We start from the raw sequence: 23424 nt of genomic DNA on the forward strand, positions 1-23424 counted from the left end.
GATCCTCTCCCATACTTGTCAGAGCCATGAGGTCTTCCATGAGAACGGTGCTACTAGCAGCTGCTATTGCCGCCACTTCATACCATGCAGCTGAGAATGGCGATACTCAAGCTTCCGTAGGAGCGCAAGGTCAAGGAGCGGTTGCTTCTATTGGTGAGGTCCCAAAGAACATGTCTGTGTTCGCAAGCTCTGACTGCGAGAAATCTGAGCTTGTGGATTGCAGGGCCAAGGACTCTCAGGGCAGGCAATACGTGTTCTTCGATGGTGCGTTGTCACGTATCTCGGTGAATAAGTATGATGCCAAACCCGGAGCGACATTGCCGGCAGGATTGCTGTTTGGTGAGGGCATTGAAGCGTCCAGGGAGAAGGCATCGAGTCACTTTCGGGTCAGATTTGATCGCGGAGAGGTTGATGGCAGGATTGTTTACAGTTCTGACTTCAGTATCCAATCTCCAACCGGGATCAAGTACGCACTTGAGCTGCTGGCAGATGAGCAGAACAAGCTAGAAGAGGTAGTTCAGCGGACTGACTTTTAGCGAGGAACGGTTCCAGGTTCACTTTCGACCGCCGCGAGCTAGACGGGACGGAGGGAATTAATCCTCGCCCATGACGTACAAGGCCCGCATCGCTGGCCTTGTCGTTGTTGGCTATTGTGATCGCTGCTTCTACTGACACGCATTACGGGCGATCACCGATTGGATCGCCTTCTACAATCAAAAGCACCTTCATCAGGCGCTGAAGATGATGACCCCGGATGCGGCTTATGCCGCTACATTAACCGCATGGCCTGAGCAGAAACCGGTGGGTCATTACAGCTGATCCTGGCAGGCTCAAGCGTTCCGGAAGGTTCGTTGCCACATTCCAGTCTATAAATCCGGCGATCTTCCAGCACCAAGGTTGTCGGGGGCGGAGGGCGGGCGACCGCCAGGTAGCACGATGTAGTGTGAGCCGCTGCCGTACTGATGCGATCGGAAGTATCAGTGATCTTGCGGAGTGCGGAACATTGCGATCCCCGCGATGAACTCTCCCGGCGGGGGTGTGCTGGCATCGGGTGGGATTCTGGTTGGTGCAGCTGGAGTGCAATTCAATTTTGCGCGTGCTGGCCATATTTCCAGAGATGCGGTGGGGCACGTTAATCCTGTTGCGGTGGCATCGCGCCTCCGTTATGCGCGAATGTTTGAGAATGTTGCCTCCAATCCTGCACACTATAGGGTGGATGCAGCTGCGGCCGGAATCATCACGCAAGATGCAGCTGCTGCTGGTGTTTCCGCTTACACTGTTACGGCAAGAAATGGGTCCCAGATATGGGTAAGTGTTCGTAAGGGTGAAGTTGTGAATGCTGGCGTCAATGCTGCTGGGAGTGCGAGATGAACACTGAAGATGCTATTCGAATCGAGGGGCTGGGGGATGTTGGTGCCGCGATTGATGCTTATGATGATGTAATAAGGTTGTCGAGGAGCTCGGCTGCTGTCGCAAATTCCATGGTTCTTTGTTGGCAATCTTTGGATTTTGGAAATGTGGCATCTAATAATCTACATCCTGACTTTGTTGGAAAATTGGAGGCTAGGCTTTCTGAGTTGATTCGTATGTCAGGGGATGGCTGCTTTCGATGGGGGGAGGTGGACTTCTGGGGTCGATATATTCGCTGGGCCGACTACGGGGAAGACTTCGGGTTGACTGAATGCATGAACTTCATTCGTAAAAGTGATGGTTACATAGAGCCGGCATTTCATGTTCTGTCCATTACGGGCGGGCGGGAGATGGTTGAGCAGTCAAGGGTCTTGTTGAGGGAATATAGTGGTGTTGCTACTGCTCGGGCGCGATATGTTACTTCAGTCATTGCGAGTGTTCTTCGCTGATCCAGTTAAAGTTCTGCGCGGTCGCGACCAGGCACGGTAGAGCGCAGTGGCGGCAACTGCGGATGCCGCGTTGCCGCCCGCCAACAGCGAGAGTTTCTTGCTGGAGGAAAATTAAAATAAACTATCAGCTTTGCGTGGCCTTCTTCTTGGTGATTCCGTGGTCGGTTGCGGTCTTCAGAAAGAGGGGGGGGCAGACACCGCCCGCAAAGGTCTGTGGGATCGGCCAGAATCCAGTTTGTGGAATCAGCTTCGGGGCGCTGGCTGCCACTCCTCGGCTATTCGATGGGAAATCGATTGAAGGATGGACCGGGATATACGGGGCATGTGACGGACTCGGAGACCGGGCTGAGTTACATGCAGCAGAGGTGTTCCGACCCAAGTGCTGGCGTATTCCTTTCAGTTGATCCCGTCGCGGCGGATAAGGCGACGGGAGGAAATTTTGCGAGATATCTCCATGCGAATGGAAACCCTTGTAAGTATGCCGATCCAGATGGGCGGATCGGTAAGCTTGTCGCGGAATTGATAAAGAAAATTCTTCCTGAGGTCTTGCCAAAGGTGTCGCCAAAGCCCGCTCCTAAGGCTGCTCCCAAAGGTGCTCCGAGCACGGAGAAAAAGCCTGATGGTTATAAACCGGAATCAGCTGGTGGCGAGAGCTCTGGAAATCGATTTCCTGATCGAGATCTGCCGCGAGATCAACACGGAAATCCCACCCCGGATCCTGGTGCAAAAGGACCACAGACTCAGCTTGGTCAGAAGGACGGAAGGAAGTCGCGATATGATCAGGCTCGAGAGTTCGATGGGGATGGAAAGCCGGTGGAAGACATTGATTTCACTGACCACGGTCGCCCAAGTCAGTATGTGAATCCGCATGAACACCCGTATATTCCGAATAAGACGGGCGGAACACCAATGCGTGGCGATGAAAGACCATTGAATGGAGGGTAGTAGGTCATGAGTGAAGGGTTTGCCCAATTTCCTATTGCCGGGAGAGTAGTCGCTGAAACACTCGAGTCGCTTGCGGGCCCTGGGGATATCTGGGAGGTTTCAGCCATTGAAACATTAACTTCAGCGGATGACGTGCTGCTGGGTGATCTCTGGAGGCGCGTGGTCGCGGGGGACAGGGTCTTCGCTACGCGAGAGATTTGCTCCGCACTGGTAAGGGCAGATCAGGTGATTACCCTGTATGCGCGTCTGATTGGCAAGGACAACGTTCACTTCTACATCGATGATGGCATTGCTGCCTCTGATGACGGAATTCAGGAGGGCCGCTAGATGAGGAGGGTTTACTGGTGCAGCTGAGGACGTTGTTGGCCTCGCGGGATGAATCAGAGGTCATATTGCGCCCTGGAACGCATCGACTCCACAGCTGATTGCTGCGTAGAAGATTGGGTGTGCAGGTGCTATGTGATGGAGTAGCTTCAAAAGGAGAGGCTGAGTGCCAGGCTTTGTTGAGAGATTCCCCATTTTGGCTTCCATCATTCTAGGTGCCATGTGGATAAACGCATTTGCGGCTCACAGGATGTTGCTGAAAATCGAGCGCGAACGGCCGGAAGTACTCGCTGCAGTCGGAATCATCAAGGTTGATTGGTGGCTAAGGTGCTTGCGCGGTATTGCAGTGCTTGCCCTTACTTCCAAAGGGCAGACGCTCCATCAGGGGGAGCGGTGGGTGTTGAGGGGCGTCGTGATGATGTACGTTTTCTTGATTGCCTCCGGGGTATTCATGCTTGTTGGCATGTAGAAGACGGTGTCTCAAGGCCGTTGATGATGGATGGATCGGCATTACGGTGAGATGGCCCGTTCCTGGCATCACTCAGCGTTTCCCGGTTACACCTCTGCTTGCTTCCGGCGCGCAATAAAAAACGCCGCAGTTTCCTGCGGCGTTCCTGTACTTCCCTGATTCTGGCGAATCCTCAGCCCAGCAGCTTCCGTACCTTGGTCAGCGCGGTCATGAACCGCTCGATTTCCGCGTGCGTGTTGTAGAACGCCAGCGAGGCACGGCAGGTGGCCGCGACGCCGAAGTACTGCAGCAGCGGGTGGGCGCAGTGCTGGCCCGAGCGTACGGCCACGCCTTCCAGGTCCAGCAGGGTCGCCAGATCGTGGGCGTGGGCGCCGTCGATCAGGAACGAGACCACGGCGGCCTTGTCCGGGGTGGTGCCGAAGATGCGCAGGCCGTCGATCTTCTGCAGTTCCTCGGTGAAGTGCGCCAGCAGTTCGGCTTCGCGCGCTTCCACGTGGTCCAGGCCGAGGCCTTCCAGGTAGTCCACGGCCACGCCCAGGCCGATGAAGCCGGCAATGTTCGGGGTGCCGGCTTCGAACTTGTGCGGGGCATCGTTGAAGACGGTGCCCTCGAAGCTGACTTCCTTGATCATCTCGCCGCCGCCAATGAACGGCGGCATCGCATCCAGGTGCTCGCGACGCGCCCACAGCGCGCCGGTGCCGGTCGGGCCGCACATCTTGTGGCCGGTGATGGCGTAGAAATCACAGCCGATCGCGGCGACGTCGACCTTGCGGTGCGGCACCGCCTGCGAGCCGTCGACCACGGTGACGATGCCGCGCTTGCGTGCTTCGCGGCAGATCTCGCGCACCGGGTTCACCGTGCCCAGCACGTTGGACACATGGGCCACGGCCAGCAGCTTGACCTCCGGGGTCATCGCCCGGCGCAGTGCGTCCAGATCCAGGGCGCCGTCGGGGGTGATCTCGGCCACGCGGATCGTCGCGCCGGTGCGCTGGGCGACCAGTTGCCACGGCACGATGTTGGCATGGTGCTCCATGCGCGAGACCAGGATGACATCGCCGGCCTTCAGCCGCGGCAGCGCCCACGAGTACGCCACCAGGTTGATGGCGAAGGTGGTGCCGCTGCACAGCACCAGCTCGTTGGCACGCACGTTGAGGAAGCGCGCCAGCTTGTTGCGCGCACCTTCGTAGGCGTCGGTGGCCTCGGTGCCCAGCGCGTGCACGGCACGGCTGACGTTGGCGTTGTAGCGGCGGTAGAACTCGTCCACCGCGCCGATCACCTGCACCGGCTTCTGCCCGGTGTTGGCGTTGTCGAAGTACACCAGCGGCTTGCCGTGCACTTCCCGCATCAGCAGCGGGAAGTCCAGGCGCACGCGGTCCCAGTCGGGCGTGCCGGTGCTGGCCGGCTGCGGGCGCGGGGTGGACAGGTTCATGCCACGCCCGCCTCGGCCAGGGCGCGGTCGAGCTGGCGGCCCAGCTGTTCGCGCAGCGCATCGGGCAGCACCTTCAGCGGCTCATGGCAGAACGCGGCGCTCAGCAGGGCCTGCGCCTGGGCCTGCGGCAGGCCGCGCGAGCGCAGGTAGAACAGCGCGTTGGCGTCGAGCTGGCCGACGGTGGCGCCGTGGGCTGCCTTCACTTCGTCGGCGTCGATCACCAGCGTCGGCTGGGTATCGATCTCGGCATCGGCCGACAGCAGCAGGTTCTTGTTGGACAGGTTGGCGTCGGTGCCATCGGCGCCTTCGCGGATGTGGATGCCGCCATGGAACACCACGCGGCTGCGGTTGGCGGCCACGCCGCGCCACAGCAGTTCGGCGTTGGTGTCACGGGCGATGTGCTCGATGCCCAGGCGGGTATCGACGTGGCGGCGGCCGGTACCCAGCAGCACGCCATTGGCGGTCAGGTGGGCGTTGTCGCCTTCCAGGCGCACGTTCAGTTCATGGCGGCTGAGGGCGGCGCCCAGTTCCAGGTCCACGCGGTGGTACTGCGCATCGCGGGCCAGCACGGCATCGGTGCGCAGGAAGCTGGTCTGGCGCGCACTGCCGGCCTGCACGCGGGCGTGCTTGAGCACGGCGCCACGGGCCAGGTGGGCGTGCAGCACGGTGTTGTCCAGGTGCGCGGCCTCGCCGATGGCCAGGCGGTGCTCGACCAGGCCCAGGCTGGCGCCGGTACGCAGTTCAACCAGGTGGCGATGGTGCCAGGCCAGGTCGGTATCACCGGCCACGCTGGCGAACACCAGCTGCACCGGCACCTCGACCTGCACGCCTTCCTCCACGCGCAGCACCACGCCTTCATCGGCCAGGGCGGCGTTGAGGCGGGCGAAGACTTCATCGCTGCGCTCGTAGCGGCGGCCGAGGAAACGCGCGGCGTCCTCGCCGGCGGCCAGCGCGGCCGACAGCGGTTCCAGCTGCACGCCGGCCGGCAGCCCGTGGGTATCGCTAAGGCCATCGTGCAGGCGGCCGTTGACGAACACCAGGCGCGGGGCCGGGATATCGGCCAGCACGGCCGCATCCAGCATCGGCGCGGCCAGCGGCGCGGCGCCGAAGCTGCGGCGTTCCAGCTGGCGCAGCGAGGTGTACTTCCAGGCCTCGGTGCGCGGGCCGGGCAGGCCATCGCGCAGGACGGCGTCGAGCACGTCGCGGCGCGCATCGCTGCCGCAGAAGGCGTTGGCCATCGAATCCAGCAGGGCGCTCATCAGACCGCCGCCTCGCGCACCACGCGGTCCTTCAGGAAATCGTAGCCGTGCGCTTCCAGTTCCAGCGCCAGCTCCGGGCCACCGCTCTTGACGATGCGGCCGTCGGCCAGCACGTGCACCACGTCCGGCTTGATGTAGTCCAGCAGGCGCTGGTAATGGGTGATGACCAGGAACGAACGCTCACTGCCACGCAGCGCGTTCACGCCGTCGGCCACGCTCTTGAGCGCGTCGATGTCCAGGCCCGAATCGGTCTCGTCCAGGATCGCCAGCTTCGGCTCCAGCACGGCCAGCTGGAAGATCTCGTTGCGCTTCTTCTCGCCACCGGAGAAGCCTTCGTTGACGCCACGGTGCAGCAGTTCGTCCTTCAGGTGCAGCACGGCCAGCTTCTGGCGCACCAGCTTGAGGAACTGCATCGAATCCAGTTCTTCTTCGCCGCGCGCCTTGCGCTGGGCGTTCAGGGCCGCACGCAGGAAGTAGGTGTTGTTCACGCCCGGGATTTCCACCGGGTACTGGAAGGCCAGGAACAGACCGGCGGCGGCGCGGTCTTCCGGCGCCAGCTCCAGCAGGTCGATGCCTTCGAACTGCACGCTGCCTTCGGTCACTTCATAGCCATCGCGGCCGGACAGCACGTTGCCCAGGGTGGACTTGCCGGCGCCGTTGGGGCCCATGATGGCGTGCACCTGGCCGGGCTTTACGTCCAGCGACAGGCCCTTGAGGATTTCCTTGTCGCCGATGCGGGCGTGGAGGTTGTCGATCTTCAGCATTGGAATGGTTGTCTTGTCGAATTGGGGGATGGCAGGCAGCGCGACTTACAGGTCGTATTCGCTGCGCTCCAGGAATTCGCTGCGCAGGTAGGCGGTGCGCGTTTCGGTCAGGCCGGTCTTGGCGTGCAGATACAGCATCGGGTACATCGAGCCGTACAGGAAACGCGGATTCTCGTCCTTGCCCACCGGGTAGCGCGCCTCCAGGTCGGCATCGCGCAACTGCACCCACAGGCGCTGCGCGTCCTTCAGCCGGGTCAGCGCCACCGGCTGCCCGGCAAGCTTGGCCAGCACCTGCCGGTAGACCGCGTTGAGCTCGGCGTCGGCCTTGCGGAAATTGCGGTCGGCGCAGGCGTTGAGCTCGGTCTGCGTGCCTTCGGCGTTGCAGTCGTCGGCGTCGGCGCCTTCCGCCCATGCCGGCGCGGCGGTGCCGAGTAGCAGGGCCAGGGCGAGCAAGGCCTTCATCCGACCGACCCTTCCAGCGAGACTTCCAGCAGCTTCTTGGCTTCCACCGCGAACTCCATCGGCAGTTCGCGGAACACCTGCTTGCAGAAGCCGTCGACGATCATCGATACCGCGTCTTCCTGGCTGATGCCACGGGCGCGGCAGTAGAACAGCTGGTCGTCGGAGATCTTGGAGGTGGTGGCCTCGTGCTCGACGGTGGCCGCCGGGTTCTTGACCTCGATGTACGGGAAGGTGTGCGCGCCGCACTGCTTGCCGATCAGCAGCGAATCGCACTGGGTGTAGTTGCGCGCGCCCTCGGCATTGCGGTCCACCTTGACCAGGCCACGGTAGGTGTTCTGGCCACGGCCGGCGCTGATGCCCTTGCTGACGATCTTGCTCTTGGTGCGCTTGCCGACGTGGATCATCTTGGTGCCGGTGTCGGCCTGCTGGCGGTGGTGGGTCAGCGCCACGGAGTGGAACTCGCCCACCGAGTCATCGCCCAGCAGCACGCAGGACGGGTACTTCCAGGTGATCGCCGAACCGGTCTCGACCTGGGTCCAGGTGACCTTGCTGCGGGCGCCACGGCATTCGGCACGCTTGGTGACGAAGTTGTAGATGCCGCCCACGCCGTTCTCATCGCCCGGGTACCAGTTCTGCACGGTGGAATACTTGATTTCCGCGTCTTCCAGCGCGACCAGCTCGACCACGGCGGCGTGCAGCTGGTTCTCGTCGCGCATCGGCGCGGTGCAGCCTTCCAGGTAGGACACGTACGCCTTGTCCTCGCAGATGATCAGCGTGCGCTCGAACTGGCCGGTGTGGCCGGCGTTGATGCGGAAGTAGGTGCTCAGCTCCATCGGGCAGCGCACGCCCTTGGGGATGAACACGAAGCTGCCATCGGAGAACACCGCCGAGTTCAGCGCGGCGAAGTAGTTGTCGCCCACCGGCACCACCGAGCCCAGGTACTGGCGCACCAGCTCCGGATGTTCCTTGATGGCTTCGGACATGGAGCAGAACACGATGCCCTTCTCGGCCAGTTCCTTGCGGAAGGTGGTACCGACGGATACGGAGTCGAACACCGCGTCCACCGCCACGCCGGCCAGCTTGGCGCGCTCGTGCAGCGGCACGCCCAGCTTGTCGTAGGTATCCAGCAGTTCCTTGGGTACGTCGTCCAGCGAGGCGTACTTGGGGCCCTTCGGCGCGGAGTAGTAGCTCAGCGCCTGCAGGTCGATCGGGGCGATCTGCAGCTTGGCCCAGTCCGGCATCGGCATGGTCAGGAAGTGGCGGTAGGCGTCCAGGCGCCACTGCGTCATCCACTCCGGTTCGTCCTTCTTGGCCGACAGGGCACGGATGGTGTCCTCGTCCAGGCCCGGCGGCAGGGAGTCCGATTCGATCTCGGTGATGAAGCCGGCCGAATACTTGCGGCCGAGCTGCTCGTGGATCTCGCGGTTGGGGGTGTCGTCGTGGGCGACGGTATCGATGGTTTCGGTGGCCATGGGGGGCTGCCTACGGATCAGGAGACGACATCGACAGCGATGGTGCGGCGCTGTTCGTCATCGACAAGGGGAAGAGGGGGCAGGATCTGCGCCAGGCTGACATTGCGCAGCGCTTCGGATACCACATCGTTGATCAGCCGCCAGCTGCTGCGGGCACCGCACTTGGGCGCCATGTTGCACTGGTGGTGGTCATGGCTGCACTCGGTCAGCGCCAGTGGCCCTTCCATGGCCTCGACCACCTCGAACAGGGTGATCTGGCCGGCAGGGCGGGTCAGCCGGTAGCCGCCGCGGACGCCACGCAGGCCTTCGACCAGGCCGGCCTGGGCCAGCGGCTTGAGCACCTTGCTGACGGTGGGAGGCTCCAGGCCAGTGAATTCAGCCAGTTCGGTCGCGCTGAGCACGTCGCCCGGACGGGCGGCAAGCACGGTCAGCACGACGGTGGCGTAATCGGTGAGCTTGGTGACGCGCAACATGGGGGATGCGAGTGATTCTTAAAGCGGACTGAAATTGTACGCTTTTCTTCGCCCGCATCCAACCCGGCCATTCAGGCGGCGCTGCGGAGGGGCCCCGGGGCCTTGGCCAGCGGGCCGGTGGCCAGGGCCGCCCGGGTCCGGGCGGGGCACATGCTGCGCGATCAGGGTGATTTTCGCAATCACCGTTATTGAGCGAGAATCGGTGTTCCTTTCGCTGCAGACATTCCCTTGCCGATGCCGAAGAAGATCCAAGCCCGCACGTCCGCCATCCACGGCAACGGCGTGTTCGCCGTCGCCCCGATCAAGCAGGGCGAGCGCGTGATCCAGTACAAGGGCCTGCTGCGCAGCCACGGCGATGTCGATGCCGATGACAGTGGCGATGTGGAGAGCGGCCACACGTTCCTGTTCACCCTCAACGATGACTGGGTGATCGATGCCAACTACAAGGGCAACGATGCACGCTGGATCAACCACAGCTGCGACCCGAACTGCGAGGCGCTGATCGAGGAGGACGAGGACGGCGACAGCCGGGGTGACAAGGTATTCATCGAGGCGATGCGCGATATCGCCCCGGGTGAGGAGCTGACCTACAACTACGGCATCGTGCTGGCCGAACGCCACACGGCCAAGCTGAAGAAGATCTGGGAATGCCGCTGTGGCTCGCCCAGGTGCACCGGCACGATGCTGCAGCCCAAGCGCTGAGCCGGCGCTGCCGTACCTGCACGCCGGGCATGGCCCGGCGTTGCCCCAGGCGTTGCCTTACTTGCCGAGAAGGCCGGCCGGGACCAGCTTGCCCAGGTCCTGGTTGAAGGTGACGACCAGCTTGCCGTCCTTCACCTGCGCCGACTGCACCTGCAGCGCGCCGAGCACGCCGGCCACGGCCGGGTCGATCTTGTAGATCGGTTCGCGCTGCGCGTAATCGGTCAGCCAGGCGTTGAGCAGGCCGCGCGTGCGTGAATCCAGGCGACCGCCCTGGTTGGCCGGCTGGAAGTCATCCACGCTGGGCTGCTGCAGGTGGAAACCCTGGGTCTGCGCGTCATAGCGCAGGCCGCTGCTGAGCTTGACCGTGCCGAGCCTGGACGGCGCACCGCCGGCGGTGGCCAGGGCCACGTCCATGCCCAGGTTGAGCCGCTCACCGGCCGGCAGGGTCAGCTGCGGGTGGCTCATGGTCAGTGCGATCAGGCCACCCAGGGCGTTCTGGGTATGGGGAAAGCTGCCATCCAGGTACTGCTGCACATCACCGGCACCGACCGACAACTGGCGGCCGTTGATCGACGGGGCAGCTTGGGCGCCCACGGCGGCAGCCACCAGGACGGCGGATACGGCAAGGCGGGTGAGCAGGGGGCGAAGTCGCATGGGCGATGGCCGTTGGGGAAATTCGGGAAGAGGGCTACAGAGTAGCGGCGGGCGCTGAATCAGGGGTACATGCCGGCGGAACGATTCAGTCCAGAGTCGGCTGCAGTTTCGCCGACTGGATGACCCAGGCGGTGCCTTCTGCGTTGGGCTGCAGGCGGTACCAGCCCGTGTATCGGAATGTACCGCTGGCGGTCACCGCGCGCACGCTTACCGGTACCTCCAGCATCCGCGGCGGGCGGGCATCGCCTATCGGCTGCGGCGGCTGGGTCTGCAGGCGAAGCGTGCGGATGTCCGCCAGCACCCGCAGGGGCGCGTCGTCGGCGTGGCGGGCGTCACCCGAGGCAATGGACCATGCGGCATCCATGGCCGGCTGGTCGCGGTTGAGCACGGCGAAGGCATACCGCTGCAGGACATCGTTGGGCGAGGGGGCATCGGCGCTTGCCGCGCCGAGCATGTCCGCCTGCACCGATGCCAGGGGCGTGGCAGCGGCCAGGTCCTCATGCGCGGCCACGGCCGCGGCGGGCGATGCCTGCGCTGTACCGGCGTCTTCTGCAGCCGGCGTACGCTGGCAGGAACATCCCACGAACAACAACGGCATCAGCCACAACGCCTGGCGCATGTCCCGGCTCCTCCCCGACATCGGCATGGTCAAGGAGCCAGTGTAGCCAGCGCCGGGGTCAGCGTGCCGAAGGCAGGTTCTCCAGCGCATCCAGGGCGGGCAGCACGGTGCCGGCGATGGTGGCCAGGGCGTGGCCGTCGGTGTCGGCGTGGCGCTGCACGATGTCGCGCACCAGCTGGGTGGCGACCACCAGGGTGGCCCGTTCATCGCCGCTCAGGCCGGGCGTGCGTGGCGCTGCTTCCAGCAGGCGCATCAGGTCGCGGCTGGCGCGGTGTTCCAGTTCGATGGTGCAGCGCCCGGTGCACTGGAGCCCGTCTTTTTCGATCGGGGTCACCGAAACGCGGTAGCGGGTGGAGGGGCTGGCCATGGCGTGCTCGGTGTGGGGGGATGGGCCCACGATAGGCAAGCACCGGGGCGCAGGCGACAGCCAGCGCTGGACGCAGTGTTCCACCCGCTTCGTTCCGGGCCTGCCCAGCGGGCCTGAAGGCCCTGCCCGGCAGGGGCCGCCGCCTGACGGCGGGGGAGGGGCGCCCTCCGGCAACGCTGTGTTTCGCCGGCATGGCCGGTAAAAAAAACGGGACGGCATGGCCGTCCCGTCGGGTGTCCGCTTCAGGCGCGCGCGATCAGAGCGCGGCGTCCTTGAGCTTCTTCAGCGGGCGGACCTTCAGCTTGGTGGTGGCCGGCTTGGCGGCGAACCACTGTTCTTCCTTGGTGAACGGGTTGATGCCCTTGCGCTTCGGCTTGGCGGCCACGTTGACGGTGCTGATCTTCAGCAGGCCCGGCAGGGTGAACGAACCGGCGCCCTTCTTGTGCACCGAAGAATGCACGGCCGATTCCAGCGAGGCCAGCACAGCGCGCACGTCCTTGGCGACGACGCCCGACGCTTCGGCGATGTGTGCAACCAGGCCCGACTTGGTCAGCACTTCCTTGATCGGCTTCGGAGCGGCCGGCTTGGCGGCAGCCTTCGTCGCGACTTTCTTCACTGCCTTCTTCGGGGCAGCCTTCTTAGCGGTCTTTGCCATGGTTTCCTGTTCCGTGAACGGTTGGTTGTTTGGTCGGCGCCGAACCCCGTCGGCAAGCGCAATGTAGGGCAACTCTCGGGCCGCGCCAATAGCCCGGAGGCGTAAAAGTGCAGGTTTTTTTGCATTGCGGTGCCCGTGATGCGCCCCCGGGGCCCGGTCCAGCCTGCGGAATATGCGCCCTCAGCCTCCGCCAGGGCTCATGCAAATGGCTGAAAACAAGTGGTTTTCAGCTCATTCCCGCGGATGGCATCGTGGCCGCGGTGGTACCGGCCCGGCCACGCTTGCGACGGAGCGACGCAGGGCTAACGTCGTGCGGGCTAGGCTCACGGTTCATCCACCACCACCGGAGCAGGACATGGGAATCTCGCGACACGCCCGCGCGCACTGGGAAGGCGACCTGAAGACAGGCAAGGGACAACTGAGTACACCGCAGAGTGGCCTGCTGGACAGCACGCGCTATGGCTTCAACAGCCGCTTCGGTGACGAGAAGGGGACCAACCCCGAGGAACTGATCGCCGCCGCGCACGCCGGCTGCTTCACCATGGCCCTGTCGGCCAAGCTCGGCGAGGCCGGGTTCACCGCCACATCGCTGGATACCGAAGCCAAGGTTGACCTGTCGCTGGAAGGCGGGCCGCAGCTGTCGAAGATCACGCTGACGCTCAAGGCGGTGATCCCGGGCATCGAGGCGGCACAGTTCCGTGCCATCGCCGATGATGCCAAGCAGAACTGCCCGGTCTCCAAGGCGTTGAGCGCCGTGCCGATCACCCTGGAAGCTGCGCTGGTGTAGTGCCGGGCCATGCCCGGCACGCGGGCTGGAAAGGCGCCGGGCGTGGCCCGGCGCTATCCCGCGGTGGCGATCACCAGTCGATCGCGCCGGTGATGACGGTCTGCACCTGGCCACCGGACCAGACATCGCCGGCATCGTCCACGCGCAGCGTCAGGCGCGCATCGTGGCCGACCTCGCGGCCCTGGCTGACCTCGAACGGCTGGCGGCCACGGGGCAGGGCATCGCGCTGGTCCAGCCAGGCGGCAAGGACGGCGTTGGCCGCACCGGAGGCGGCATCCTCGAAGCGGCGGCCATTGCCCACGAACGCGCGCACGGCCAGATCGAAGCCCTCGCTGCCGTCGCTGAAGGCATAGGCGAACACGCCCATGCTGTCGGTGGATTCGGCCAGCTGGGCGATCGCGTCCCAGTCCGGGCGCAGGGCCCGCAGCTGGACTTCATCGGCCACCTGCACCACCCACCAGCTGCGCCCGCCCTGCATGCGGGCCGGCGGCAGCGTGCCCAGGGGCCAGCCGGCCAGGGCGGCCTGCAGGCGTGGATCATCGGCTGCTGCGGTCTCGGCCAGCTGCGCGCGCGGGGTGCGGATGGCAATGCGCTGCTGCGCGCCTTCACCGATCACCTGCAGCGGCAGCGCGCCGGCGATGCCGTCCTGCACCAGCACCCCGTCCACCGGGGTGGCCAGGCCGGCCTGCAGCACGGCGTGGGCGGTGCCGACGCTGGGGTGGCCGGCGAACGGTACTTCCTTCTGCGGGCTGAACATGCGCAGGCGGTAGCTGCTGCCGGGTGCCTGTGGCGGGAACACGAAGGTGGTTTCCGGCAGCCGCGTCCAGCGGGCGATGGCCTGCATCGCGGCATCATCCAGGCCCTGGGCATCGAGCACCACCGCCAGCGGGTTGCCGGCACCGGGGCGCGGCGAGAACACATCCAGCTGCAGGAAACGGCGGGTGGGCATCGGTGACAACTCCAGGAAAAGGGGGGAAGCGCGGCAGCGCGGCGAGGCCGCCGGGCATGGCCCGGCACTACCAGCGCAGCGCAATAGGGTAGCGCGCTGCCGTGCCCCGCGAGCGTGCGGCGTGGTGAGGCCGCCGTGTGTGGGCCGGCGCTACCAGTGAATGTGGCCGTCGATCACCGGCTGTACCTGGCCGCCGATCCAGACCGTGCCCTGTGCGTCCACGCGCACCTGCACGCGGCCGTCGCGGCCGACCTCGCGGCCCTGGCTGGCCAGGTACTGCCCGCTGCCGGGCAGCTGGCCGTGCTGCTGCAGCCAGGCCCCCACCAGCGCGTTGGCGCTGCCGGTGACCGGGTCTTCGGGCACGTTGACCGCATCGCCGGGACAGAACGCGCGCAGCACCAGGTCGTGGCCGTCGGCCGGCTCCGGTGCGAACACGGCCACGCCGGTGCCGCCGGTGGCATTGGTCCAGTCGCGCAGCGCGGCCATGTCCGGCACCAGCGTGCGCACGCTGGCGGCATCGCGCAGCGGCAGCAGCCACCAGTGCGGGCCGTTGTCCCACAGCTGCGGCCGCTGGCCGTCGGCAGCCACTTCCAGCAGTTGCGGCGGTACCTGCCCGGGGGCGGTCGGCAGGTGCTGTGCACGGGGCGTGGCCAGGGTGATCGCCGGGGCGTCGGCCGGGCCGTCCACGCTCACCGGCAGCAGGCCGGCCGCGCACTGCTGCACCAGCGCGCCCTCACGCGGCGTCGCCAGTCCGCTGGTCACCGCGGCCCAGGCCGCGCCGACGCTGGGGTGTCCGGCAAAGGGCAGTTCGCTGCCGGGGGTGAAGATGCGGATGTGGTAGTCCGCGCCCGGCGCGGTGGGGCGCAGGAAGAACACGGTCTCGGACAGGTTCAGCCAGGCGGCCAGGGCCTGCATGCGCTCGCTGGACAGGCCGTCGGCATCGAAGATGACCCCGAGCGGGTTGCCGGTGCCGGGGCGGTGGGCGAAGACATCAAGCTGGAGGTAGCGGTAGGCGGTCATGGGCGGCGTATTGGGCTTAGAATCAAAGGTTCCGCCCCCGGTGGGCGGCTTCCCCACCATACACATCTACCTATCCATGTCAGCTTCCCCCCTTGTCGATCGTTGGATCGTACTGAAGTTCGGCGGCACCTCGGTGTCGCGTCGCCACCGCTGGGACACGATCGGGAAGCTGGCGAAAAAACGCGCGGAAGAGACCAATTCGCGGGTGCTGGTGGTGGTGTCGGCGCTGTCCGGCGTCACCAACGAGCTGACCGCGATCGCCGATGGCGCCGCCGACAGCCGCCAGCGCGTGGCCGCCCTGGCCGAGCGCCACCTGGCGTTCCTGGATGAACTGGAACTGGGCCACGACGTGCTGGGCGAGCGCCTGGCGGTGCTGCAGGGCCTGCTGGACGACGCCCGTGCGGGCGAGCGCACGCTGGACTGGCAGGCTGAAGTGCTGGGCCAGGGCGAGCTGCTGTCCTCGACCCTGGGCGCGGCCTACCTGCACAAGAACGGGCTGGACATGGGCTGGATGGATGCCCGCCAGTGGCTGCATGCGCTGCCGCCGCAGCCGAGCCAGAGCGCGTGGTCGCAGCGCCTGTCGGTGAACTGCCAGTGGCGGGGCGAAGGTGACTGGGCCGAGCGCTTCCGCGCCCAGCCGACCCGGCTGCTGATCACCCAGGGCTTCATTTCCCGCCATGCCGACGGCGGCACCGCCATCCTCGGCCGGGGGGGCTCGGATACCTCGGCGGCCTACTTCGGCGCGCTGCTGGGCGCCAGCCGCGTGGAAATCTGGACCGACGTGCCGGGCATGTTCAGTGCCAACCCGAAGGACGTGCCCGATGCGCGTCTGCTGACCCGCCTGGACTATTACGAAGCGCAGGAAATCGCCACCACCGGCGCCAAGGTGCTGCACCCGCGCTCGATCAAGCCGTGCCGTGATGCCGGCGTGCCGATGGCCATCCTCGATACCGAGCGCCCGGAACTGCCGGGTACCAGCATCGACGGCAGTGCCGCGCCGGTGCCGGGGGTGAAGGCGATCAGCCGCCGCAACGGCATCGTGCTGGTGTCGATGGAAGGCATCGGCATGTGGCAGCAGGTCGGCTTCCTGGCCGATGTGTTCGGCCTGTTCAAGAAGCACGGCCTGTCGGTGGACCTGATCGGTTCGGCCGAAACCAACGTCACCGTGTCGCTGGACCCGTCCGAGAACCTGGTCAACACCGATGTGCTGGCCGCGCTGTCGGCCGACCTGTCGCAGATCTGCAAGGTGAAGGTGATCGTGCCGTGCGCGGCCATCACCCTGGTCGGCCGTGGCATGCGTTCGCTGCTGCACAAGCTCTCGGACGTGTGGGCCACCTTCGGCCGCGAGCGCGTGCACATGATCTCGCAGTCGTCCAACGACCTGAACCTGACCTTCGTCATCGACGAAGCCGATGCCGATGGCCTGCTGCCGATCCTGCACGCCGAGCTGATCGACAGCGGCGCGATGCCGGTGGAAGAGACCGAAGTGTTCGGCCCGCGCTGGCGCGAGATCGCCGGCACCGTGCGCCCGCGTGGCACGCCGTGGTGGCGTGGCCAGCGTGCGCACCTGCTGCAGCTGGCCGATGCCGGCACGCCGCGCTACGTCTACCACCTGCCGACCGTGCGTGCCCGTGCCCGCGCGCTGGCGGCGATCACGCCGATCGACCAGCGCTACTACGCGATCAAGGCCAACAGCCACCCGGCCATCCTGCAGCTGCTGGAAGCCGAAGGTTTCGGCCTGGAATGTGTCTCGCACGGTGAGCTCAAGCACGTGTTTCAGCACCTGCCGGCGCTGTCGCCCAAGCGCGTGCTGTTCACCCCCAGCTTCTGCCCGCGCGAGGAGTTCGAAGCGGCCTTCGCACTGGGCGTGCAGGTGACCGTGGACAACATCGAAGCGCTGCAGCGCTGGCCGGACCTGTTCCGCAACCGCGAGCTGTGGCTGCGCGTGGACCTGGGCCGGGGTGAAGGCCACCATGCCAAGGTGCGCACCGGCGGCAAGGACTCCAAGTTCGGCCTGCCGATGGGCCGGGTGGACGAGTTCGTGCGCGTGGCCACCGAACTGGGCAGCCGCGTGGTCGGCCTGCACGCGCACCTGGGCAGTGGCGTGGAAACCGCGCAGCACTGGCGCCTGATGTGCGATGAACTGGCCGGTTTCGCCCGCCGCATCGGCAGCGTGCAGACCATCGACATCGGGGGCGGCCTGCCGATTCCCTACAGTGCCGACGATGAACCGTTCGACCTGGACGCCTGGGCCCAGGGCCTGGCCGAGGTCAAGGCACTGCACCCGGCATTCCGCCTGGCGATCGAGCCGGGCCGCTACCTGGTGGCCGAATCGGGCGTGCTGCTGACCCATGCCACCCAGGTGGTGGAAAAGGACGGCGTGCGCCGCGTCGGCCTGGATGCCGGCATGAACACGCTGATGCGCCCGGCGCTGTACGACGCCTGGCATGACATCGAGAACCTGAGCCGCCAGGGCGGTTATGCCGAGGCGATGTTCGATGTGGTCGGGCCGATCTGCGAATCCAGCGATGTGTTCGGCAAGCGCCGCAAGCTGCCGGTGTCCACCGCGCCGGACGATGTGATGCTGATCGCCGACGCCGGCGCCTACGGCTATGTGATGGCCAACACCTACAACCAGCGCGTGCTGCCGCGCGAGGACGTGATCGAATGACCGCCGGTCCGGTTACTGCCCGCGCGCTGCACCCGCCCACCGACACGTCCCGCGCCATCGCGCGGGCCCGTGCCTGACCGGATACACCATGACTGCTTTCGATAAACACCAGGTTGCCCGCTTCCGCTTCGTCCGCTGCGATTTCGCTGCGGACACCGGCGTGGCCCGGCTGGTCTATGCCTTCGACGACGGCCCGGAGATGGTGGAGACCGTCACCCTCCCCGGCGCGCCGTTCGTGCTGGACGCGGCCCGTGCCGCGGCCGTGCAGCGTGCTCTGCAGCTGCTGCACCTGATTGCCGGTGTCAGCTACTACAAGGCCGGCGTGCCGGACACGGTCAGCATCGACAGCTATGCCATCGATGCCGACACCGCTGCCCTGGTCGAAACCATCTACCTCAACGGCCTGGGCGAATTCGCCTACCGCAACGGCCTGAACCTGCGCGGGCGCTTCCGCCTGCCGGTACAGGGCGAAGCGGTGCAGGCGCCGGTGCTGGGCCTGCAGCCGCATGCGCTGGTGGCCATCGGCGGCGGCAAGGATTCGCTGGTCAGCATTGAAGCGCTGCGCCGTGCCGGCGTGGACGAGACGGTCACCTGGATCGGCAGCTCTCAGCTGATCCGCGCCTGTGCCGAGCGCACCGGCCTGCCGACCCTGAACCTGGGCCGCGCGCTGGCGCCGGAACTGTTCGAGCTCAACCGCCAGGGCGCCTGGAACGGCCATATTCCGGTCACTGCGGTGAACTCGGCGATCATGGTGCTGGCCGCGCTGTTGCAGGGCGTGGACCAGGTGGTGTTTTCCAACGAGCGTTCGGCCAGCTACGGCAGCCAGATTCCGGGCACCGGCGAGGTCAACCACCAGTGGTCCAAGGGCTGGGCGTTCGAGCAGGCCTTCGGCAGCCACGTGCAGCAGCACGTCGCAGCGGACCTGCAGTACTACTCGCTGCTGCGGCCGATGTCCGAGCTGGCAGTGGCCCGCCAGTTCGCCAAGAGCGATTTCTACGACGCGCATTTCTCCAGCTGCAACCGCAACTTCCACATCCTGGGCGAGCGCCCGGTGAACCGCTGGTGCGGCGTGTGCCCCAAGTGCCACTTCGTGTTCCTGGCGCTGGCCCCGTTCATGCCCAAGACCCGCCTGGTACGCATCTTCGGCCGCAACCTGCTGGACGATGCCGGCCAGGCCGGTGGCTTCGATGCGCTGCTGGAATTCCAGGACCACAAGCCGTTCGAATGCGTGGGCGAAGGCCGCGAATCGCGTGCGGCCATGGCGACCCTGGCGCAGCGCCCGGAATGGAAGGAAGACGTGCTGGTGAAGCGCTTCTGCAATGAAATCCAGCCGCAGCTGGACGCGGCCGAGCTGGAACTGGCACCGCTGCTGCAGCTGCAGGGCGAACACCGTATTCCGGCCGCGCTGTGGGAACGGGTGCGTGAAGATTTCACAGCTTGAAGGAAAGCGCGTTGCGCTGTGGGGCTGGGGGCGTGAGGGCCGCGCGGCGTTTGCCGTGCTGCGCGCGCGCCTGCCTTCGCTGGCGCTGAGCCTGTTCTGCCCGGCCGCCGAGGCCGAGGCGGCACGTGCCGAAACGCAGGGCGTGCTGGACGTGCGTGGCGAACCCACCGCCGACGCGCTGGCCGCGTTCGAGGTGGTGATCAAGTCACCCGGCATCAGCCCCTACCAGCCGATCGCGCTGGCGGCGGCAGCGCAGGGCACCACCTTCATCGGTGGTACCGCGCTGTGGTTTGCCGAGCACGCGGGTGGGGATGGCATCGTGCACGACACCGTGTGTGTGACCGGCACCAAGGGCAAGAGCACCACCACCGCGCTGGTGGCGCACCTGCTGCGCGCCGCCGGCCATCGCACCGGCCTGGTCGGCAACATCGGCCTGCCGCTGCTGGAAGTGCTGGACCCGCAGCCGGCACCCGACTACTGGGCGGTGGAACTGTCCAGCTACCAGACTGGCGAGGTGGCGCGCAGTGGCGCCCATCCGCAGGTGGCGGTGGTGCTGAACCTGTTCCCGGAACACCTGGACTGGCATGGCAGTGAGCAGCGCTACATCGACGACAAGCTGCGGCTGGTGACCGAAGCGGCACCGCGTATTGCCGTGCTCAACGCCGCCGATCCGCACCTGGCAGCGCTGTCGCTGCCCGACAGCGAGGTGGTCTGGTTCAACCAGCCACAGGGCTGGCACATGCGGGGCGATGTCGTGCACCGCGGCGAACAGCCCGTGTTCGATACCCGCAACACGCCGCTGCCGGGGCGCCATAACCGCGGCAACCTGTGCGCGGTACTGGCCGCACTGGAAGCGTTGGGGCTGGACGCCGTGGCGCTGGCACCGGCGGTGCAGGATTTCCGCCCGCTGCCCAACCGCCTGCAGCGCATCGGCGTGGCCGATGGCCTGACCTATATCAACGATTCCATCAGCACCACGCCGCATGCCAGCCTGGCCGCGTTGGAGTGCTTCGCCGGTCAGCGCATCGCGCTGCTGGTGGGCGGGCACGACCGTGGCCTGGACTGGACCGATTTCGTGCAGCACATGGCCCACGACGTGCCGCCGGTGGAGATCGTGACCATGGGCAGCAACGGCCCGCGCATCCACGCGATGCTGCAGCCGCTGGCCGATGCCGGCCGCTTCGGCCTGCATGCCGCCGGCGACCTGCCCGAGGCCATGGCGCTGGCGCGTGCCGCGCTGGGTGCGCAGGGCGGGGTGGTGCTGCTGTCGCCGGGCGCGCCGAGCTTTGGTGCCTACCGTGACTATGTGGCGCGTGGCCGCCACTTCGCGGAACTGGCCGGCTTCGACCCGGACAGCATCAGTGCGATCCCGGGGTTGGGGATCGGCTGACGTTTTGTATCCACGCAGAGCGTGGCTCTACCCTGCGCGCTCCCCCGGACGGACCCGGATGCCCACATGTGCACCTTCATCACCGTGTTCCTGCCGAGCACACTGGCCCACGATACGGCCGCCGCGATCTTCAAACGCAGCGGCCGGCCGCTGTTCGCGCAGGTCTCGCCCAGCCTGCAGGCAGCCGTCGGACCTGGCTGGCAGCCGTGGCTGAGTGCGGCCCACTGCGATTGCGGCACCGCGCTGGCCTCGGCGCATGCCGAGCAGGAGTGGAAGGGCGATGCCGAGCGTTGGCGGAAGAAGGGATGGAGCGAGGCGAAGATCGCCCGTGCCCTGGCCGAGCAACACGCGCATTTCGAGCAGGAACGGCAGGCGCGGCAGAGCGAGCGCCTCGAGGAGGCCGGCCAATGGCTGCAGCGCATCGACGCGCTGCTGCAGGCCGGTGCTTCGCGCATCGGTGTGCTGGTGCGGAATTACGACGGTGCGGTCGGCGCCCGGCAGCCGGCACCGCCGGAGCGCCGCTGGTCGCGCGCGCCGATGGCCGCAGCGGATCTATTGGCCTTGGAGCCGGGCACGTTGCATTGGATCGAGCGTGGGTGAGGCGGTACCGCCGGCACCGACGTGGTAGAGCCGGCTGTCGCGCGAAGGGCAGGTTTTCCCGGTATCGGGTGAAGGGCAGTCGACTCCATCGGCCGTCAGGCTTCGACCCGGCCGTCACGCTGGCGGGGCAGAATGCAGCGCACGTGGTGGGGCTTCCCTTTTCTCTGGAGCAGAAGCATGAACAAGTGGCGATGGGGTGCGGTGGCAGTGCTGGGGCTGGCGGCGATGCCGGCCTGGGCGGCGATGAAGACCCAGCCGGTGGAGTGGAAACACCAGGGCACGACCTTCAGCGGCGTGCTGGTCTATGACGATGGCGACAACGACAAGCGCCCGGGCCTGGTGATGGTGCCGAACTGGAAGGGCGTGAACGAATCGGCCATCGAGAAGGCCAAGCAGCTGGCCGGCGATGACTACGTGGTGCTGGTGGCCGATGTATACGGCAAGGGCGTGCGGCCCAAGACCGATGGCGAGGCCGGCCCGGTGGCGACGAAGCTGCGCAACGACCGGCCGCTGCTGCGTGCGCGGGCGCTGGAGGCGGTGAACGTGCTCAAGGCGCAGGCGGGCAAGGCGCCGCTGGACGCCAGCCGGATCGGTGCGGTCGGTTTCTGTTTCGGCGGTACCACGGTGCTGGAACTGGCCCGGGCCGGTGCGCCACTGGCCGGCGTGGTCAGCCTGCACGGCGGGCTCGGTTCGCCCCTGCCGGCGCAGGCCGGGGGCACGCATCCGTCGGTGCTGGTGCTCAACGGCGCCGACGACAAGAGTGTGAGCGCGCAGGACATCGCCAGCTTCCAGAGCGAGATGAACGCGGCCAAGGTGGACTGGGAGTTCACCAGTTACAGCGGTGCGGTGCACTGCTTCGCCGAAGCCGATGCCAACAGCCCGCCGGGCTGCCAGTACAACGAACGGGCGGCCAAGCGCGCATGGAAGGCGCTGGATGAATTCTTCGAGGAACGGTTCGCGAAACGTTGAGCCGTGCCGTCCGCCGGGCCGTGCCCGGCGGACCCGGTGAATCAATGCGACCGCTGTACCGCGTAGCGGGCCAGACCACGCAGGGCGGCCACGGCATCGTTGTCGGCCAGGCCGTCCAGGGCACGCTCGGCGCGCTCGGCATATTCCTCGGCGCGGGTGCGGCTGTAATCCAGGCCACCGGTCGCGCGGATCGCGGCCAGCACCTCGGGCATGGCCGAGGCATCGCCGTTCTGCACGATGCCGCGCAGGCGCTCGCGGGTGGCCGCATCGGAATGGGCCATCGCATGGATCAGCGGCAGGGTGGCCTTGCCTTCGGCCAGGTCATCGCCCAGGTTCTTGCCCAGTTCGTCGGCGTTGGCCGAATAATCCAGCACGTCATCGGCAATCTGGAAGGCGTAGCCGAGGTTCATGCCGTAGTCGTACAGCGCCTGCTGGGTGGCCTCGTCCACGCCGCTGGCCAGCGCGCCCAGGCGCGTGCCGGCGGCGAACAGCACGGCGGTCTTGCGCTCGATCACGCGCAGGTAGGCCGCTTCGTCGGTGTCCGGGTTGTGTACGTGCAGCAGCTGCAGCACTTCGCCTTCGGCGATGCGGTTGGTGGTGTCGGCCAGGATCTGCATGACCGCCATCCGGTCCAGTTCCACCATCAGCTGGAAGCTGCGCGAATACAGGAAGTCGCCCACCAGCACGCTCGGGGCGTTGCCCCACAGGGCGTTGGCGGTGCTGCGGCCGCGCCGCAGGCTCGATTCGTCCACCACATCGTCGTGCAGCAGGGTGGAGGTATGGATGAATTCGATGATCGCCGCCAGCTGGTGGTGCTCGGCCCCGGCCCCGCTGCCGCCGACGGCGTGGCCGGCCAGCATCACCAGCATCGGCCGCAGGCGCTTGCCGCCGGCGGAAATGATGTGGTCGGCGATCTGGTTGATCAGTACGACGTCCGAAGACAGCCGGCGCCGGATCAGGGCATCGACGGCGGCCATGTCGGCCGCGGCAAGCGACTGGATCTGGGGCAGGCCCAGGGCGGGACGGGTGTCTTCGGTGATGGTCATGCGATCAGGCTTTCAGGCGTGGGGCAATTATAGGCGCTGCCTGTGAATTCGGGCGGAAAGCCGTATCGACCTGCCCAGTGGCGGGGCGGGCGGGTGGG

The 23424-nt window shown here is 66.2% G+C and carries 24 protein-coding genes and 1 pseudogene; 12 read left to right on the forward strand and 13 right to left on the reverse strand.

What is annotated here, in order from left to right:
- The first annotated feature begins 38 nt into the window (after window positions 1-38).
- From Q9R17_RS13240 to Q9R17_RS13260, 5 genes and pseudogenes are all read left to right on the forward strand, one after another.
- On the forward strand, window positions 39-536 hold the full coding sequence (locus Q9R17_RS13240) for a hypothetical protein (protein WP_308155069.1): 498 nt from the start codon (window positions 39-41) through the stop codon (window positions 534-536).
- 148 nt (window positions 537-684) lie between these two features.
- Window positions 685-819, forward strand: a pseudogene (locus Q9R17_RS13245) (hypothetical protein); the annotation flags it as partial.
- 548 nt (window positions 820-1367) lie between these two features.
- Window positions 1368-1859, forward strand: coding sequence for a hypothetical protein (locus Q9R17_RS13250; protein WP_308155070.1), 492 nt, complete (start codon window positions 1368-1370; stop codon window positions 1857-1859).
- Window positions 1860-2096: 237 nt separating this feature from the next.
- Window positions 2097-2804 carry an RHS repeat-associated core domain-containing protein gene (locus tag Q9R17_RS13255; RefSeq protein ID WP_308155071.1) on the forward strand — a complete coding sequence of 236 codons (708 nt, stop codon included), beginning with the start codon at window positions 2097-2099 and terminating at the stop codon, window positions 2802-2804.
- 6 nt (window positions 2805-2810) lie between these two features.
- Window positions 2811-3131, forward strand: coding sequence for a hypothetical protein (locus tag Q9R17_RS13260; protein ID WP_308155072.1), 321 nt, complete (start codon window positions 2811-2813; stop codon window positions 3129-3131).
- A 638-nt stretch (window positions 3132-3769) separates the two neighbouring features.
- On the opposite strand, the gene Q9R17_RS13265 is transcribed toward Q9R17_RS13260, so the two are convergent.
- Genes Q9R17_RS13265 through Q9R17_RS13290 form a run of 6 tightly spaced genes read right to left on the reverse strand, consistent with a single transcriptional unit; the run spans window position 3770 to window position 9456 of the window.
- The gene (locus Q9R17_RS13265) at window positions 3770-5026 is read right to left on the reverse strand and encodes a cysteine desulfurase (protein WP_308155073.1); all 1257 of its coding nucleotides are present in this window, start codon (window positions 5024-5026) and stop codon (window positions 3770-3772) included.
- Window positions 5023-6285, reverse strand: coding sequence for a Fe-S cluster assembly protein SufD (gene sufD, locus Q9R17_RS13270; RefSeq protein WP_308155074.1), 1263 nt, complete (start codon window positions 6283-6285; stop codon window positions 5023-5025). Before sufD ends, Q9R17_RS13265 begins: the two co-directional genes overlap by 4 nt.
- Entirely contained in the window at window positions 6285-7049 is a 765-nt protein-coding gene (gene sufC, locus Q9R17_RS13275) for a Fe-S cluster assembly ATPase SufC (protein WP_308155075.1), read from the reverse strand. Before sufC ends, sufD begins: the two co-directional genes overlap by 1 nt.
- A gap of 45 nt (window positions 7050-7094) precedes the next feature.
- Window positions 7095-7511, reverse strand: coding sequence for a lysozyme inhibitor LprI family protein (locus tag Q9R17_RS13280; RefSeq protein ID WP_308155076.1), 417 nt, complete (start codon window positions 7509-7511; stop codon window positions 7095-7097).
- Window positions 7508-8983 (reverse strand): Fe-S cluster assembly protein SufB, encoded by a 1476-nt coding sequence (sufB, locus tag Q9R17_RS13285; protein WP_308155077.1) that lies wholly within the window; start codon window positions 8981-8983, stop codon window positions 7508-7510. Before sufB ends, Q9R17_RS13280 begins: the two co-directional genes overlap by 4 nt.
- Window positions 8984-9000: 17 nt before the next feature.
- Entirely contained in the window at window positions 9001-9456 is a 456-nt protein-coding gene (locus Q9R17_RS13290) for an SUF system Fe-S cluster assembly regulator (protein WP_308155078.1), read from the reverse strand.
- A 234-nt stretch (window positions 9457-9690) separates the two neighbouring features.
- On the opposite strand from Q9R17_RS13290, the gene Q9R17_RS13295 reads away from it, so the two are divergent.
- Complete coding sequence (locus Q9R17_RS13295) at window positions 9691-10158, forward strand: SET domain-containing protein-lysine N-methyltransferase (RefSeq protein ID WP_308155079.1); 468 nt, start codon at window positions 9691-9693, stop codon at window positions 10156-10158.
- A gap of 57 nt (window positions 10159-10215) precedes the next feature.
- On the opposite strand, the gene Q9R17_RS13300 is transcribed toward Q9R17_RS13295, so the two are convergent.
- The 4 genes from Q9R17_RS13300 to Q9R17_RS13315 form a co-directional block, all read right to left on the reverse strand.
- The gene (locus tag Q9R17_RS13300; RefSeq protein WP_308155080.1) at window positions 10216-10812 is read right to left on the reverse strand and encodes a DUF1439 domain-containing protein; all 597 of its coding nucleotides are present in this window, start codon (window positions 10810-10812) and stop codon (window positions 10216-10218) included.
- An 85-nt stretch (window positions 10813-10897) separates the two neighbouring features.
- A complete protein-coding gene (locus Q9R17_RS13305; protein WP_308155081.1) occupies window positions 10898-11431 on the reverse strand; it encodes a hypothetical protein in 534 nt (177 codons plus the stop codon).
- Between the two features lie 58 nt (window positions 11432-11489).
- On the reverse strand, window positions 11490-11798 hold the full coding sequence (locus Q9R17_RS13310; protein ID WP_308155082.1) for a DUF3861 family protein: 309 nt from the start codon (window positions 11796-11798) through the stop codon (window positions 11490-11492).
- A gap of 256 nt (window positions 11799-12054) precedes the next feature.
- Window positions 12055-12453, reverse strand: a complete 399-nt coding sequence (locus tag Q9R17_RS13315; RefSeq protein ID WP_308155083.1) for an HU family DNA-binding protein — start codon at window positions 12451-12453, stop codon at window positions 12055-12057.
- A gap of 355 nt (window positions 12454-12808) precedes the next feature.
- Here Q9R17_RS13315 and Q9R17_RS13320 point away from each other — a divergent pair, with 355 nt between their 5' ends.
- Complete coding sequence (locus Q9R17_RS13320) at window positions 12809-13240, forward strand: OsmC family protein (protein WP_308155084.1); 432 nt, start codon at window positions 12809-12811, stop codon at window positions 13238-13240.
- 70 nt (window positions 13241-13310) lie between these two features.
- Here the strand turns inward: Q9R17_RS13320 and Q9R17_RS13325 are convergent, their stop codons facing one another.
- Window positions 13311-14189 (reverse strand): PhzF family phenazine biosynthesis protein, encoded by an 879-nt coding sequence (locus Q9R17_RS13325; RefSeq protein ID WP_308155085.1) that lies wholly within the window; start codon window positions 14187-14189, stop codon window positions 13311-13313.
- 150 nt (window positions 14190-14339) lie between these two features.
- Window positions 14340-15209 carry a PhzF family phenazine biosynthesis protein gene (locus tag Q9R17_RS13330; protein ID WP_308155086.1) on the reverse strand — a complete coding sequence of 290 codons (870 nt, stop codon included), beginning with the start codon at window positions 15207-15209 and terminating at the stop codon, window positions 14340-14342.
- A gap of 76 nt (window positions 15210-15285) precedes the next feature.
- Here Q9R17_RS13330 and Q9R17_RS13335 point away from each other — a divergent pair, with 76 nt between their 5' ends.
- The 5 genes from Q9R17_RS13335 to Q9R17_RS13355 all read left to right on the forward strand — a co-directional run bounded on the left by Q9R17_RS13335 (window position 15286) and on the right by Q9R17_RS13355 (window position 22280).
- Window positions 15286-17880, forward strand: a complete 2595-nt coding sequence (locus Q9R17_RS13335; RefSeq protein WP_308155087.1) for a bifunctional aspartate kinase/diaminopimelate decarboxylase — start codon at window positions 15286-15288, stop codon at window positions 17878-17880.
- 88 nt (window positions 17881-17968) lie between these two features.
- Window positions 17969-19321, forward strand: a complete 1353-nt coding sequence (murL, locus tag Q9R17_RS13340; RefSeq protein ID WP_308155088.1) for a UDP-N-acetyl-alpha-D-muramoyl-L-alanyl-L-glutamate epimerase — start codon at window positions 17969-17971, stop codon at window positions 19319-19321.
- On the forward strand, window positions 19302-20711 hold the full coding sequence (gene murD / locus Q9R17_RS13345) for a UDP-N-acetylmuramoyl-L-alanine--D-glutamate ligase (RefSeq protein WP_308155089.1): 1410 nt from the start codon (window positions 19302-19304) through the stop codon (window positions 20709-20711). The genes murL and murD overlap by 20 nt, the downstream gene beginning before the upstream one ends.
- Before the next feature lie 66 nt (window positions 20712-20777).
- Window positions 20778-21311, forward strand: coding sequence for a hypothetical protein (locus Q9R17_RS13350; RefSeq protein WP_308155090.1), 534 nt, complete (start codon window positions 20778-20780; stop codon window positions 21309-21311).
- A 177-nt stretch (window positions 21312-21488) separates the two neighbouring features.
- A complete protein-coding gene (locus Q9R17_RS13355; protein ID WP_308155091.1) occupies window positions 21489-22280 on the forward strand; it encodes a dienelactone hydrolase family protein in 792 nt (263 codons plus the stop codon).
- Between the two features lie 41 nt (window positions 22281-22321).
- On the opposite strand, the gene Q9R17_RS13360 is transcribed toward Q9R17_RS13355, so the two are convergent.
- Entirely contained in the window at window positions 22322-23326 is a 1005-nt protein-coding gene (locus tag Q9R17_RS13360) for a polyprenyl synthetase family protein (RefSeq protein ID WP_308155092.1), read from the reverse strand.
- Between the last annotated feature and the right edge of the window lie 98 nt (window positions 23327-23424).

Origin of the sequence: Stenotrophomonas sp. 24(2023) (assembly GCF_030913365.1) — a bacterium.
Lineage (GTDB): Bacteria > Pseudomonadota > Gammaproteobacteria > Xanthomonadales > Xanthomonadaceae > Stenotrophomonas.

Bases quoted from the DNA above. Each gene is read 5' to 3' on its own strand.
- Q9R17_RS13240 (WP_308155069.1), top strand. From the start codon at position 39: ATGAGAACGGTGCTACTAGCAGCTGCTATTGCCGCCACTTCATACCAT.
- Q9R17_RS13250 (WP_308155070.1), top strand. From the start codon at position 1,368: ATGAACACTGAAGATGCTATTCGAATCGAGGGGCTGGGGGATGTTGGT.
- Q9R17_RS13260 (WP_308155072.1), top strand. From the start codon at position 2,811: ATGAGTGAAGGGTTTGCCCAATTTCCTATTGCCGGGAGAGTAGTCGCT.
- Q9R17_RS13265 (WP_308155073.1), bottom strand. From the start codon at position 5,026: ATGAACCTGTCCACCCCGCGCCCGCAGCCGGCCAGCACCGGCACGCCC.
- sufD (WP_308155074.1), bottom strand. From the start codon at position 6,285: ATGAGCGCCCTGCTGGATTCGATGGCCAACGCCTTCTGCGGCAGCGAT.
- sufC (WP_308155075.1), bottom strand. From the start codon at position 7,049: ATGCTGAAGATCGACAACCTCCACGCCCGCATCGGCGACAAGGAAATC.
- Q9R17_RS13280 (WP_308155076.1), bottom strand. From the start codon at position 7,511: ATGAAGGCCTTGCTCGCCCTGGCCCTGCTACTCGGCACCGCCGCGCCG.
- sufB (WP_308155077.1), bottom strand. From the start codon at position 8,983: ATGGCCACCGAAACCATCGATACCGTCGCCCACGACGACACCCCCAAC.
- Q9R17_RS13290 (WP_308155078.1), bottom strand. From the start codon at position 9,456: ATGTTGCGCGTCACCAAGCTCACCGATTACGCCACCGTCGTGCTGACC.
- Q9R17_RS13295 (WP_308155079.1), top strand. From the start codon at position 9,691: ATGCCGAAGAAGATCCAAGCCCGCACGTCCGCCATCCACGGCAACGGC.
- Q9R17_RS13300 (WP_308155080.1), bottom strand. From the start codon at position 10,812: ATGCGACTTCGCCCCCTGCTCACCCGCCTTGCCGTATCCGCCGTCCTG.
- Q9R17_RS13305 (WP_308155081.1), bottom strand. From the start codon at position 11,431: ATGCGCCAGGCGTTGTGGCTGATGCCGTTGTTGTTCGTGGGATGTTCC.
- Q9R17_RS13310 (WP_308155082.1), bottom strand. From the start codon at position 11,798: ATGGCCAGCCCCTCCACCCGCTACCGCGTTTCGGTGACCCCGATCGAA.
- Q9R17_RS13315 (WP_308155083.1), bottom strand. From the start codon at position 12,453: ATGGCAAAGACCGCTAAGAAGGCTGCCCCGAAGAAGGCAGTGAAGAAA.
- Q9R17_RS13320 (WP_308155084.1), top strand. From the start codon at position 12,809: ATGGGAATCTCGCGACACGCCCGCGCGCACTGGGAAGGCGACCTGAAG.
- Q9R17_RS13325 (WP_308155085.1), bottom strand. From the start codon at position 14,189: ATGCCCACCCGCCGTTTCCTGCAGCTGGATGTGTTCTCGCCGCGCCCC.
- Q9R17_RS13330 (WP_308155086.1), bottom strand. From the start codon at position 15,209: ATGACCGCCTACCGCTACCTCCAGCTTGATGTCTTCGCCCACCGCCCC.
- Q9R17_RS13335 (WP_308155087.1), top strand. From the start codon at position 15,286: ATGTCAGCTTCCCCCCTTGTCGATCGTTGGATCGTACTGAAGTTCGGC.
- murL (WP_308155088.1), top strand. From the start codon at position 17,969: ATGACTGCTTTCGATAAACACCAGGTTGCCCGCTTCCGCTTCGTCCGC.
- Q9R17_RS13350 (WP_308155090.1), top strand. From the start codon at position 20,778: ATGTGCACCTTCATCACCGTGTTCCTGCCGAGCACACTGGCCCACGAT.
- Q9R17_RS13355 (WP_308155091.1), top strand. From the start codon at position 21,489: ATGAACAAGTGGCGATGGGGTGCGGTGGCAGTGCTGGGGCTGGCGGCG.
- Q9R17_RS13360 (WP_308155092.1), bottom strand. From the start codon at position 23,326: ATGACCATCACCGAAGACACCCGTCCCGCCCTGGGCCTGCCCCAGATC.